Origin of the sequence: Burkholderia sp. PAMC 28687, from assembly GCF_001577465.1 — a bacterium.
GTDB lineage: Bacteria > Pseudomonadota > Gammaproteobacteria > Burkholderiales > Burkholderiaceae > Caballeronia.
The window spans coordinates 1,441,043-1,453,526 of record NZ_CP014505.1 but is presented as its reverse complement, the minus strand read 5'-3'; the positions used below and the strand labels follow the sequence as shown (position 1 = coordinate 1,453,526).

The following is a 12,484-nucleotide window of genomic DNA, read 5'->3' as shown; positions in this document are numbered from 1 at the left end:
AAACCACGCAGTAGATCGCCACAAGCCTTTACTGACAAGGCTTTCAGGGTTTTTAGGTGTAAACAAGCATGGCGACAAATCAAGCTGAGGACTAAAAGTATCCTACAATTTTTCCATAAATCTCTGATCAAAGTCTAACAACGACCATTCAGGAGACCCCCGATGAAGCTCAACCGCGCGCTGGCGCGACTTGCCGTGCTGACAACGCTACTGAGTCCGGTACTGGCAGCGACGCATGTGCAAGCCGCAACGCTGACTGTCACGCACTGGATCGACGGCATGTATGGCGTTCCCTTCGCGGTCGCCCTCGACAAGGGCTATTTCAAGCAAAACGGGGTGGACGTCACGGGCTTCATTACATCGGAAGGCGGCGGCACGTCAGTGCGCAATGCAATGGCGTCCGAGATTCCCTATGGCGAAGTTGCGTTGCCGGCTGCCATCGCTGCGATCAAGCAAGGCGTGCCGATCACGATCGTGCATAGCGGCGTACAGAGCGTGGCGGACCTGTTGTGGGTCCAGCTAAAGGCATCGAACGTGAACGGCATTGCGGACATGAAGGGAAAGAGCATTGGCTACAGCAGCCCCAAATCGATGACCGAGATGATCACGATCGTCGGTCTCGAACGTGCCGGGCTCACGGGCCAGGTGCAGCGCAAACCCGTCGGCGCTTCCGGCACGATGATGATTGCATTGCAGCAACACGCGGTCGATGTTGCCTACATGACGGAGCCTGCCTACAGCGCGCGCAAGGACCAATTGAAAATCGCATTTCGCTCGACCGATATCGTCCCGGCCGAGACGCAGACTGTAGGCGTGGTGCGAACTGATTACCTGAAGGCGCATCCCGAAACGATCAAGGCGATCATCGATGCACGCGCCAAGGGCGTGCAATACATTGCCGCGCATCGTGAGGAGTCCGCGCAGATTCTCGCCAGGGCCTACAAGATCGATCTGGCGGTTGCGAAGTCGGCCATCGACAACTGTCTCGATACCGATCCGCACTACTGGAGCACCGGCCGTTTCAACTACACGAGCATGGACGAAGTGGTGAAAGGTCTCGTGCTGATCAAGGCAGTGGAACCGGGCCCGTTCGACTGGCATGCGATCGTCGACGAATCGATGCTGCCCGCGAGTGATCGCTCAAAGTGAGGCCAGCGATGAAATCCCTGCCCTTGTCCGTCGTGCCGGCAAGCAACGTGGAGCGTGGCGAGTCAGAGATTCACGCGACGCTCACCGATGTCACACGGTTCTATGCCGCCGAGCATGGCAAGCCACCCTTTCACGCGCTTGGACCGGTCAGCTTGAGCCTGCAGAAAGGCGAGTTCTTCTCGGTGGTCGGCCCGTCGGGTTGCGGCAAATCGACGTTGCTCGATGTCATCGCCGGACTCAACGCGGCGAGTTCCGGCACGGTGATGTTCGAAGGCGCTGCCGTGCGAGGCAAAGTGCCGGAAGGCGTCGCGGTGGTTTTCCAGGAAGACGCAACGTTCCCCTGGCTCGATGTCTACGACAACGCCGCATTTGGCGCACGCCGTGCGGGCGTGTCCGAAAGCGAGATCCGCGAACGGGTCGAGCATGCGCTCGCTTTCATGGGCCTGAAGGCGTTCACGCATTCGTATCCGGTCCAGCTCTCGGGTGGCATGCGTCAGCGCGTTTGCATCGCGCGTGCAATGGTCGTGCGTCCGCGGCTCATGCTGCTCGACGAACCCTTCGGTGCACTCGATCAACAAACTCGTCTGCTGATGGGCGAGGAGATGCTGAAGCTCTGGCGCGAGACTGGCGCGACTGTGATGCTGATCACGCATTCCATCGATGAAGCAGTGCTGCTATCGGATCGTATCGGCGTGATGTCGGCGTGTCCGGGACGGTTCATTGAAACGATCCATACCGGCTGGTCACGGCAGCGCGACAGCAACACCGCACTCGATCCGCGCTTCGGCGAACTGACGGCGCGCGTGTGGGGACTGCTGCGCAGTGAAGCGCTCAAGGCTCTCGGGAGTCAGACATGAAAGTCGCGGCGCGCTGGCGCCTGGCACTGGTCGTGCTCTTCGTCGCGACGCTGGAGGTGGCAAGCCGGCTTGCGTGGATCGATCCGGTGTCGTTCATACCGCCATCCAGAATGGTTGAAGGTGCGTGGGCGTTGCTGGCTTCCGGCGACTACACACACGACATTCTGCAAACGCTCGCCAATGCGACACTCGCGGTATTGCTGGCGGTGACCGGTGGTTTCGCGTTCGGCATAGGTCTGTTCCGGCTGCCGCGCTTGCGGCGCGTGATCGACCCGTTGCTTCTGTCGTATTACGCGGTGCCTATTTTTGTTGTGTATCCGGTCCTGATCGTGATTTTCGGATTGAACCGCTGGCCGCTCGTTGCTATCGGCTTTCTGTTTGGCGTCGTCGCAATGGCCGCCAATACACTTAATGGACTCGAACGCGTGCCGCGCGTGCTGCTGCGCTCCGCACGCGCCATGCGCATGAGTGCGCTCGATGAGATCCGTCTCGTCACGCTGCCCTCGAGCCTGCCATTCGTGTTCACCGGCATCAAGCTGACCGTGGTGTATGCGTTCATTGCGGTGATCGCCGGCGAATTCGTTCTGGCGGGATCGGGTATCGGTTTCAGGATCGCTTACGCGTACAACAATTTCGACAATCCCACCATGTATGGGCTGATGCTGTTACTGCTGGTCTTTGTCGGCACGCTGAACATGCTGCTTCATATGGCCGAACAGCGTCTCTACAGCCGCATACGGAGGAGCCCGGCATGAGCACCATTGCGACGGCTGCCCTGAAGCCAAAACGCTCCGCCTCACGATGGAGCGACAGCGTGCTGTTGATCGTGGTCCTGCTTGCGCTGTGGCAAATTGCCAGTTCGCTATTGGGCGATGACGTCCTGCCCGGTCCATGGGCCACCTCCGTCCGCCTTAAGGCAATCCTGCAAGACGAAGACTTTCCAGAGAACTTGCGGGTGACGTCGATTGCGTTTTCGCTCGGCTTTGCGATCTCGTGCGTCGGCGGCGTCTGCCTGGGTCTGGTCCTCGGCGTCAAGCGCCTCGCGGGCGACGTGATAGAGCCGATCCTGATGGCGTTCTATGCTATTCCGAAGATCACGCTCTACCCGGTTGTCCTCCTCATGTTCGGACTGGGCCTCTACGCCAAGGTCACGTTCGGCGTGATCCACGGCATCATTCCCATCACCGTATTCACGATGGGCGCCGTGCGCAACATGCGGCCGGTTTTTGGCCGCACTGCGCGCGCCTGCCGCCTGTCGCCAGTTGCATATGCGCGTTACGTGCTGCTTCCCGCTGCCGTTCCGGAAGTGCTCGCGGGCTTGCGCATCGGCTTCTCGCTGACGCTGCTCGGTACGCTGATCGGCGAGATGTTCGCGTCGCAAAGCGGCATAGGCCACATGCTGATGATTGCGATGGGACGCAACGACACGCGAACCATCATGGCGCTGGCGATCCTGTTGTTCGTGTTTGCAACGGTAGTGAACCTGTTGCTGCTGAAGTGGCACCACAGCCTGGCAAAGTCGGACAACGGATTGAATTCCTGATTGATTTCACCAAAGTCGATTCTTGGGGAACGATGATGACCGAAACACTGAACGCAGCGCGCATCAAGGTTTTCTGGCAGCCCGGATGTTCGTCGTGCTTACGAACCAAGGAATTCCTGACTGAACAGGGTATCGAATTCGAATCACTCGACGTTCATAACGATCCTGATGCGCTCGCGCAACTCGTGGAACTGGGCGCTCGCAGCGTACCGGTCGTTTCAATCGGCAAACGTTATACCTTCTGCCAGTCAATCCACGATGTCATCAAGTTCCTCGACCTCAAGACGCGCGTCATGGACCCGCTGCCTCCCGCGCAACTGGTGGCCAAGCTCGACCTTCTGATGAGTGCGAATGCCCGATACATTCGCCAGTTCACCGCGGAGCAATTGAAGACGCCATTCCGCAACAGGAACCGGACGCCGGCCGGGCTGGGCTTTCATATGTTCCGCGTGGCCGAGATGGGAATGCAGGCCGCGCAAGGTATTCCATTGCGCTTCGAGTCCTTCGATGAACTTCCGCCCGACGACTGGAGCGGCGAGGACATTGCTGCCTGGGGTGAGCGTGTACATGCGAAATTCCTGGACTGGTGGGCGGCAGAAAGCGACCCGATGGTGAACTACAGTGTCGAGACCTACTACGGCACCCGGCCGTTCCACGAAGTGCTGGAGCGCACCGCCTGGCACGCGGCGCAGCATACGCGCCAGGTCATGCTGATGCTGGAAAGCGATGGCATCGCGCCTGATGGACCGCTGAGCGCAGCCGATCTCGAAGGACTGCCCGTGCCACACGAGGTGTGGGACCGGTAGCATCGAATCACCCGAGCTTCCTCGGCCCGGTGCTTTCGCGCCGGACCCGTTGAATCGGCAGAACATCGTGACTAGCGGTTTCTCCGTAAGCCAACGCGATGGTCATTGGTGTTGAGACCTCGTCATCAGGCATGCAAGCGCATCTTGTTCGCTCATCGGTTTGCCAAACATATAGCCTTGGCCCGAGTTGCAGCCAAGCGCCACCACAGCATCCCGCTGCTGGTTGGTCTCGATTCCTTCGACCGTGCATTCCACTTTCAGCCTGTGGCACATGTCGACAACTGTCCGCACGATATCCCGACACGCTTTGTCCAACTCGATCCCTTCGATGAAGCTCCGGTCGATCTTGATCTTGTCGAGCGGCAACCGGTGCACATAACTCAAGCTCGAATGCCCCGAACCGAAATCATCGAGCGCAATGCGCGCACCGAGCCTGCGCAAGGCAGCGATCGAAGCGCACGCCTGGTCGATATCCGGCATGACAGTTGTTTCCGTGACTTCGAACTCGATGCGCGCCGGGTCAATACCACTGTCCCTCACAATATCGATGATGCGATTCGTCTGCTCGCTCGACGAGAGATCGCGAACGGAAAGATTGAACGAGACGAAGACGTCCGACGGCCATATTGTCAGCACCGCAAGCGCCTTTGTCAGCAGGTTCGTCGTCAGTCGATGCACAAGGTCAGAGCGTTCCGCGACGGGGATGAACTCATCCGGACCGACGACTCCGAGCTTGCCGTTGGTCCAGCGTGCAAGCGCCTCGAAGCCGACGATCTGCGTCGTGTGCAAATCCACGATCGGTTGAAACGCGAGCGTCATCTGGTCGTGATGTACTGCGAGCCGCAATTCCTGCTCGATAACACTTGCCCGACGGATTTGCGTTTCGTGCATGGAGGAGAAGATCGCCGACGAACCGCGCGCCGTTCGTTTAGCAAAATACATTGCATAGTCGGCGCGTTCGAAAAGTTCTTCCGAGGTCACGCCGGCGTCGGGGAACGTAGCGAAGCCTACGGAGCCAAGCAGTCCCACTGTGGCGTCGCGAATGAGCACATCGTCCTTGAGTGTCGCGCAAATCAGGTTGCCGAGCATCAACAACTCTTCGCGCGTCATGTCCCGATCGATCAGGATACCGAATTCATCGCCACCCAGCCTCGAAACCTGTGTATGGATGCATGCAATGCCAACCAGCCGGTTCGCTGCCTCCGAGAGCAGCCGGTCGCCGACCGAATGCCCGTAGGCGTCGTTCACTTGCTTGAAGCCGTCCAGATCGATCAGTCCTACGGCGAAACGGCGCTTCTGCGCCTCTGCGCTTACAAGCATGGCGTCCAGCGACGAAAAGAAACTGCGCCGGTTCGGGAGGCCGGTCATGCTGTCGAGATTGGCAAGACGGAAATTGTCGTCACTGAGCGTCTGCGTAGCGGCCTGTTGCTTGAGCAATTGTTTCTTCGAATCGATCAGGTTCGCAAAGTCGCGGTAGTTGATGAACAAAATGACCATCATCGCTAACGCGACGAGCGCAATGTTCACGGCAATCGCAATGAATACCGGTTGTCCGCTCAGAACGAAAAAGATGGTCCACGGAATTACGACGATTGCGGTGAGAAGCAATGCGGCCGGACGCAGGTGCATCAGGCAGAAGATGCAGCCTATTACCGTGATCGACATGTAAAACGCAATGTGCGCCTGCGCGTAGGCATCGCCATATTCGTAAAGCTTGAGCGCCCAGGCGGTAAAGGCGATGCCGAACACGACAGTCAGACGGACGGTCTTTCGCAAAAGGCTGACAGCCTTGTCGTGAGACAGATAGATCGCGCGACGCTGCCACCAGTGGATCGCGCGCCACAAGCAAACGATGCAAAGCGCTCCTGGCAAATACACGCTCAGCCACAAAGGCGCCAGGCGAAAATGCGTTACGCATACCGCGATGGTATTGACAACGAGAATGAAGTACAGGAGCGGCAACTGGCGTCCAAGCGCCGAGAGTTGCGAACGGGTCAGTTCCGGATTGTCGTCGCAAACGCGCAACAGCGATCGAATCGAGTTCGAAGATCGCATGGGGTACTACCTCTCTCAGGATATTTTTTGTACGTCGCCACTACTTTATGGCTTTCGATCGTAATTACGGCATTTTTGAGCGCAATCTTGAGTTCGGCGGCCACACTAGATAACCGCGGCAGCCGCTTGACTGTCGAGAGAGTTTTGCTTCCCGCATCGAATGGCTGCGAGACGCAAGTGGGTATTGCGTGATCGCAGCCCGCTAGTTGAAAAAACGCGTGAAGGCCTCGACATCTTGTCGCTTGGGGCTGAATTCGTTCACTACTGCGTCAGGGTCGGCATAACCTAGCGCCATTCCGCACAAGACCATCTCATCAGGCGGGACGTTGAGGTGCTCACACACAATTTGCGGTACCTCGGCTATGGAAGCCTGGGCGCACGTGTGAAGGCCTCGTGCGCGCGCAGCCAATGCGATACTCTGAAGGAACATGCCGTAATCGATATAACTCCCTGACGCCATGCGCCTGTCGATAGTAAAAATCATGCCGACTGGCGCATCGAAGAAAACGAAGTTACGGGCCCGTTGCGCGGCCAGCCTGTCTTTTTCGTGCCGTTCAATGCCGAGTGTTGCATAAAGCCCCCAGCCACATGCGCGACGACGACTGAGGTACGGCTCTTCTATCGGGTTCATGTAGAAATCGTACTCCCGCATGACGTCGCCATTGTTGGAAAGATAGGCCGCCTGCATTGCATGCGTCAGCTTGGCCAGTGTCTCGCCCGTCGCGACATACACATGCCACGGCTGGAAATTCGATCCGCTGGGTGCGTGAGATGCCAGGCGCAAGACGTCTTCAATCTGCTCACGCTCCACCTCTTTATTCAGAAATGCACGCACCGAGCGTCGCGTCAGCAGCGCCTCATCTACCGTCCCGGCCGAGTCCACCGATAATTTTTGCTGATTCACTTCCATCATTTCTCCTTTCAGGCGAATGGCCACGCCATTTTTCCAGGATGACCATCGTTACTTGTCGACCGGCGACCGGAGCCATGCGAAGGCGCTTTCAACGAGGCGCAACGCTGCCGTCCACGATATCAAGACTGAAACATGCCCAGGACAGCCACTGGAAAGCGTGACGTGCTACATAGAGGATGCGCGTCGGGCCACGCGCCAGTTGAATACGGCGCCCAGTGAAAGTAGCACGGACGTTCCGAGGAACACCGCACGCATACCAACATGACCGCCGACGAATCCGCCCATCAACGGCCCCGCGACTTGTCCCGCGAACTGCGCGGAGACGCAATACCCCAAAACGGTTCCCGCCATGTGGTCCGGTACGCAGCGCCGGATTGCGGCGATGACACAAGGCATCAGGCCGCCCAGCGCAAGCCCCATCAAAAATCTCAAGCCGATCAGTTGCCAGCCCGAATTGACGAACGCCTGCGGAATCATGAGGAGCGCCGCCACGACCAGTGCGAACACGATAACGGTGGAATATCCGATGCGGTCCGCCAGCTTCCCCAGCCGCGATGCCGACAAAATGCTGCCCAACGCGGCCGCGGACATCGCGAGTCCCGCGAACATCGTTACCTGCTTCGGGTCCCTGACCAACGTGCCCACATAAACGGTGATGATCGGCTCGATCGACATGTTGGCGAACATCAGCAACAGTGATGTCGCGAGCATGGCGATAACCACAGTCTTCGCAGAAATTTCAGACCAACCGCGTTTTGGTTTCGGTTCGTTTCCCCGAGGCTGCCGGGGCGCTTCCTTGACCAGAAACACCGTCGCAAGAAAAGCGATAAAAATCATGGCGCCTGCGCACCAGAACGTTGCGCGGATGCCGATCAACGGCGGCAGCGACCCACCCACCAACGGTCCAAGCAGATTGCCCGCCATGACGCCGGACGACAGCATGCCAAGCGCCCATGCCGAGCGATCGCGCGGCGTTTGCGTGGCGACAAGGATCGTGGCGCCAGAAGAGTATCCGCCGGCAATACCCGCAAGCAGGCGCAACCCGACAAGCTGCCAGACATTGGTCGAAAATCCAATCAGCGACATGACAATCGCCATGCCGAAGCTCGCGCGCACAAGCATTGGCTTGCGTCCATAGCGGTCGCCGAGATATCCCCATAACGGCGCTACCAGCCCGGCAGTCATGAACGTGGCGCTATAGGCGACTCCCGACCATTGCACGATCGCTGCATGCCCGCGCACGCCAAGCTGTTCCACATAGATAGGCAAGAACGGCAGCATCAACGTCATGGCGAAGATGGTCGAGAACGACCCCAGAAGACACACGATGAGATTGCGCTGCCAATGTTCGTTGATATCTGACATGAAGATCGCGAGAGCTCCGTACCATCTATGAGAAGGAAGTCCTGCCTTCGTCCAAGGTCTTGGAGCCAAGAGCGTATTTCATTATCTGATGAATTAATTTTTGCTGCACAGGGTCGTAAGAAACCGGAGCCGCAAGCAAACGATTGAATTCTCCGCAATGGTCCTCATCAGGTCACCAGGCATTCTCTTCTGCAGACGCAGGTGGCGACCCTTGAGCGACCCTTGAGCGACCCGACAAGACGACGCCATGTCATCGCGGAAACCATCTGCGAATACATAGTCATGCAGAAGTCTGATTTGTGCGCTGTAGCACGAGTGAACGCCTTCAGAACAAGTCAGTGTTCCATGGCAGTTGACATGCGTCTAGACGAAGACCCGGAGACTCACGACGCGCCGCAGGAACGGCGTGGCGGCAGTGGCGGCCACAGTAGCCATAAGCGGCGGCGCAACCGTCGCGAATCCAGATCGGCCAGTGCAATGGCGGCGGCGTTCGCCAAGCTCGAGCGCGTCACTCAAGTACGAAAACCGTCGCCTTCGGGAGCCGCGCGTATCAGAACTTGTGGCGCATACCCAGGATCACGAGTTCCTGGCTGGCTGTGCCGTTGAAACCGTAGGAGCCAATCGATGCTTGTGCGTTCTGCGTCGTGCCGTCCGGATTGAGCTGCGTGCCGCTCGCATGCTGATAGGCGGCCACGGCGTAGAAGTCCGTGCGCTTCGAGACTGAGTAGTCGGCGCCCAGGCTCGCCTGATGGTACTTGGCCGACGTATCGCCGCTCGCCTTCGTGTACGTGTAGCCCGCGCCAAGCAGCATGGCCGGCGTCATCTGATAGTTCACGAACGCGCTGCCAATATTGAATTTCTCGGTGCTGGCAAACGTCGACGCGCCGTCGTTTTTGTATTGCGCATTGCTGTACGACGCGCCCACCGTGAACGACCCGATGGCGTACTGGATCGCACCGCGCGCGATGCCGAGCGATTTGGCGGTAGCGTAGCCCGTATTGATGGCGCCGTCGAAAATCGCGTCCGACGACGAGGTCGGATCCCAACCGTCGCGGAAGGCGCCGGCGGTCGGGTTCGGATTGGTCGCGAGGAAGTAACCTCCGGCGATGCCGAGCGGGCCGTTGTTGTACGTGACCGCACCGCTGTACGTGTAACCCTGACCCGTGCGACCGGCAAGACCGCTGAACGCATACAGGCCTTCAAACTGCAGCCCGGCAAAATTCGGCGAGACGTACTTGAGCGCATTGGACACGCGCAAGCTGTTGTCGTAGTTGTCGACGTCGCCCGGCGTCGCGAAGGCGCTGCCAAAGTAGTTGTCTTCGGTGATTGGCTGGACCATGTCGACGAGCGGATCGTACTGGCGGCCGATCGTGGCAGTACCCCAGGAATCCCCGGTCAACCCGACGAACGCTTGCCGCCCGAACTCCTTGCCTCCCTGTCCAAGCGTGCCATTGGCAATGTCGAAGCCATTTTCCAAATCGAAGATTGCTTTCAATCCACCGCCGAGATCTTCAGATCCCTTCAAGCCCCAGCGATCGCCAGAAAGCGTGCCATCAATGAACCCCCAGCGAGCGCCCGAACTGGTTTTAACGTAACCGACACCTGCATCGATAGTGCCGTATAGTGTGACACTGGATTGAGCATAGGCGGCGCCGGTCATTCCGAACAGCGTCAACGAAAGCGCACTTAAAGCGATCTTTTTCATTCTGTTCTCCACGCGATAAAAAATCAGGAAGCGAATCAGCGCAGAGCATACATCTCAAAAAAACGAGTAATTAAAGCTGTTGCCCTTTTGCAACTTGATCAAGTCAATCGAAGTCGCTGATTAATAAACGAAAGATGCCCATCGTCAAATGAATGCAGGATGGGCAGTTTAAGGGCGAGACCGTAAGCCCGCTTACGGTCTCTAACTCGCACTGAAAATGTTTGGCAACAACTTTCGTGGAAGACGCGAGTTGCTTTTAATCTAGTACAGCTTTATGAAAAAGTCAAAACCCCTCGGGCGGCATTACGCTTCCTTTAAATGTAATTACATGATGTTTTCGGATGGCAGCGGAGGCGGTTTCGTTTTCGCTTCCATTTGGTGCGAGAAATAGAATCGTCTGATTAACCAACTTTTATTTTATCGATATGCGCAATTAATAATTCCGAATTGCACAATATTAATGACGTAGTCGGCTGTTTGGAAAACGGAGTTCGATTGTCGTCCAGCCGTTATCGCAAACGCCGCAACAATGCTTTGTCTTTTCTGACATGAATATTAAGCGTGCGCTTACCTATACTGAATTCACTGAAACGCAAACGGGTGTTTGCGCGAAAACAAGATCTGGAGGTAAGCATCATGAAACTTTCAACCATCATCGTTGCAGCTGCGCTGGCTGTCCCTGCTCTCTCCGCATTCGCTCAAAGTCAACCGCTGACTCGCGCTGATGTGAAGGCGCAGCTCGTTCAGGTCGAACGGGCCGGTTACAACCCGACGACGGACCGTACGACGTATCCGGCAGAGATTCAGGCGGCCGACGCGAAGATCGCAGCTCGGAATGACCAGGCCAGTTACGGTGGCGTTGCGGATACCTCTTCAGCATCGGGTGCCTATCACGCACCGGCATTTACGGGCACAGCGAACGGAGTCAAGCCGGTCTATTTCGGTCACTAAGCCGACCTGGCAGTAGTAGCTGCGGCCCCCATGGAACGCTGACCGCTATCGACTTCGATAAGCGGTCAGCTTGCTTTTAAAGAACCTCCTCCACCGGTCTACATGCTGGTGGACTTGCCCAGAGCCAGCGCCTGGGCTTTTTTGCGGCCGTTCGAGATTCGAAGTGGATTACTTCGGCGCGAATGTCACCGGCGGCATCGGCGCGGTATTGACCGACAGATGGAACACTTCCGGCCGCGAGTAGTGGCCGGCCACATCGAAGTCGAGATTGCTGGCGCGGCCGATAGCGGTATCGATATCCGCGTAAAGAATCGTCTCTGTGTCGAACACGGGTCCGGCAAGCACCTTGCCGAGCGGATCGACGATCATGCTGCCGCCGCGCATGATGAAATCGTCGACGCCCGCCTCCATACAAAAGTCTTCGCGATAAAACGGCGGGTATTCGCCCAGCCGGATGGCCTGGCACGCACTCAACACATGCACGCGGCCCTCAAGGGCGATGTGCACCATCGACGGCGCCCAGGTCGCGCGGTCGTCGGCGGTCGGCGCGCAATACAACTCCGTGCCTTGCGCATACATAGCCTGCCGGAGGGCCGGCATGTAGTTCTCCCAGCATATGACGGTGCCAATACCGCCGAGCGGCGTATCGACCGGCGCAATTGTAGAGCCGTCGCCGAAACCCCAGATGATGCGCTCCTGTCCCGTCGGCATAAGCTTGCGATGGTAGCCCGCGACGCCTTTGCCCGGCACGAGCGTCACCCCCGTGCAGTACAGCGTGCGTCTCAAGCGCTCGATCACGCCAATCACCACGTGCACGCCCGTCTCTGTCGCGACCTCGGCGAGCAGCGCAAGCTCGGGACCGTCGAGCGTCACCGCGCCTTCCATGTAGCTGAGAAAATGCGAGCGGCCCGCTTCGGTACGCTTGCCGACCACGGTGCCGAACGACGCACCCTTCGGATAGCCACCGAGAAATGCCTCTGGAAACACGGCGAGCGTCGCGCCTTCGCGAGCAGCGTTGCGAATCAGATTGGCGGCTTTTTCGGCGCTCTTCATCGGCTCGAAAGGAACCGACGAAGCCTGGACTACAGCAGCTTTGAACATGACAAACACTCCGGCTTGAATTGAATTTGAATCGCATGT

The 12,484-nt window shown here is 58.0% G+C and carries 11 protein-coding genes; 6 read left to right on the top strand and 5 right to left on the bottom strand.

The genetic code is table 11. The annotated features are described in order from the left end of the window. Positions 1-162 precede the first annotated feature (162 nt). Genes AX768_RS06720 through AX768_RS06700 form a run of 5 tightly spaced genes read left to right on the top strand, consistent with a single transcriptional unit; the run spans position 163 to position 4,355 of the window. Positions 163-1,149 (top strand): ABC transporter substrate-binding protein, encoded by a 987-nt coding sequence (locus tag AX768_RS06720; protein ID WP_061999305.1) that lies wholly within the window; start codon positions 163-165, stop codon positions 1,147-1,149. A gap of 8 nt (positions 1,150-1,157) precedes the next feature. Continuing rightward, positions 1,158-2,006 (top strand): ABC transporter ATP-binding protein, encoded by an 849-nt coding sequence (locus AX768_RS06715; protein WP_061999304.1) that lies wholly within the window; start codon positions 1,158-1,160, stop codon positions 2,004-2,006. Then, positions 2,003-2,761 (top strand): ABC transporter permease, encoded by a 759-nt coding sequence (locus tag AX768_RS06710; protein WP_061999303.1) that lies wholly within the window; start codon positions 2,003-2,005, stop codon positions 2,759-2,761. Before AX768_RS06715 ends, AX768_RS06710 begins: the two co-directional genes overlap by 4 nt. Then, positions 2,758-3,549, top strand: coding sequence for an ABC transporter permease (locus AX768_RS06705; RefSeq protein WP_061999302.1), 792 nt, complete (start codon positions 2,758-2,760; stop codon positions 3,547-3,549). Before AX768_RS06710 ends, AX768_RS06705 begins: the two co-directional genes overlap by 4 nt. A gap of 32 nt (positions 3,550-3,581) precedes the next feature. Continuing rightward, on the top strand, positions 3,582-4,355 hold the full coding sequence (locus AX768_RS06700) for a glutaredoxin domain-containing protein (protein ID WP_231941333.1): 774 nt from the start codon (positions 3,582-3,584) through the stop codon (positions 4,353-4,355). A gap of 102 nt (positions 4,356-4,457) precedes the next feature. On the opposite strand, the gene AX768_RS06695 is transcribed toward AX768_RS06700, so the two are convergent. From AX768_RS06695 to AX768_RS06680, 4 genes are all read right to left on the bottom strand, one after another. Next, the gene (locus tag AX768_RS06695; protein ID WP_061999301.1) at positions 4,458-6,410 is read right to left on the bottom strand and encodes a putative bifunctional diguanylate cyclase/phosphodiesterase; all 1,953 of its coding nucleotides are present in this window, start codon (positions 6,408-6,410) and stop codon (positions 4,458-4,460) included. A 202-nt stretch (positions 6,411-6,612) separates the two neighbouring features. Then, the gene (locus AX768_RS06690; protein WP_062000833.1) at positions 6,613-7,320 is read right to left on the bottom strand and encodes a nitroreductase; all 708 of its coding nucleotides are present in this window, start codon (positions 7,318-7,320) and stop codon (positions 6,613-6,615) included. A 168-nt stretch (positions 7,321-7,488) separates the two neighbouring features. Continuing rightward, a complete protein-coding gene (locus AX768_RS06685) occupies positions 7,489-8,688 on the bottom strand; it encodes an MFS transporter (RefSeq protein ID WP_061999300.1) in 1,200 nt (399 codons plus the stop codon). A 550-nt stretch (positions 8,689-9,238) separates the two neighbouring features. Continuing rightward, on the bottom strand, positions 9,239-10,393 hold the full coding sequence (locus AX768_RS06680) for a porin (RefSeq protein ID WP_061999299.1): 1,155 nt from the start codon (positions 10,391-10,393) through the stop codon (positions 9,239-9,241). 636 nt (positions 10,394-11,029) lie between these two features. Between AX768_RS06680 and AX768_RS06675 the strand changes: the two genes are divergently transcribed. Beyond that, on the top strand, positions 11,030-11,344 hold the full coding sequence (locus AX768_RS06675; protein ID WP_062000832.1) for a DUF4148 domain-containing protein: 315 nt from the start codon (positions 11,030-11,032) through the stop codon (positions 11,342-11,344). 168 nt (positions 11,345-11,512) lie between these two features. Here the strand turns inward: AX768_RS06675 and AX768_RS06670 are convergent, their stop codons facing one another. After that, positions 11,513-12,445 (bottom strand): carbon-nitrogen hydrolase family protein, encoded by a 933-nt coding sequence (locus tag AX768_RS06670; protein ID WP_061999298.1) that lies wholly within the window; start codon positions 12,443-12,445, stop codon positions 11,513-11,515. Between the last annotated feature and the right edge of the window lie 39 nt (positions 12,446-12,484).

Excerpts from the sequence above, each read along its gene's own strand:
- AX768_RS06720 (WP_061999305.1), top strand. The coding sequence starts at position 163 with ATGAAGCTCAACCGCGCGCTGGCGCGACTTGCCGTGCTGACAACGCTA.
- AX768_RS06715 (WP_061999304.1), top strand. The coding sequence starts at position 1,158 with ATGAAATCCCTGCCCTTGTCCGTCGTGCCGGCAAGCAACGTGGAGCGT.
- AX768_RS06710 (WP_061999303.1), top strand. The coding sequence starts at position 2,003 with ATGAAAGTCGCGGCGCGCTGGCGCCTGGCACTGGTCGTGCTCTTCGTC.
- AX768_RS06705 (WP_061999302.1), top strand. The coding sequence starts at position 2,758 with ATGAGCACCATTGCGACGGCTGCCCTGAAGCCAAAACGCTCCGCCTCA.
- AX768_RS06700 (WP_231941333.1), top strand. The coding sequence starts at position 3,582 with ATGATGACCGAAACACTGAACGCAGCGCGCATCAAGGTTTTCTGGCAG.
- AX768_RS06695 (WP_061999301.1), bottom strand. The coding sequence starts at position 6,410 with ATGCGATCTTCGAACTCGATTCGATCGCTGTTGCGCGTTTGCGACGAC.
- AX768_RS06690 (WP_062000833.1), bottom strand. The coding sequence starts at position 7,320 with ATGGAAGTGAATCAGCAAAAATTATCGGTGGACTCGGCCGGGACGGTA.
- AX768_RS06685 (WP_061999300.1), bottom strand. The coding sequence starts at position 8,688 with ATGTCAGATATCAACGAACATTGGCAGCGCAATCTCATCGTGTGTCTT.
- AX768_RS06680 (WP_061999299.1), bottom strand. The coding sequence starts at position 10,393 with ATGAAAAAGATCGCTTTAAGTGCGCTTTCGTTGACGCTGTTCGGAATG.
- AX768_RS06675 (WP_062000832.1), top strand. The coding sequence starts at position 11,030 with ATGAAACTTTCAACCATCATCGTTGCAGCTGCGCTGGCTGTCCCTGCT.
- AX768_RS06670 (WP_061999298.1), bottom strand. The coding sequence starts at position 12,445 with ATGTTCAAAGCTGCTGTAGTCCAGGCTTCGTCGGTTCCTTTCGAGCCG.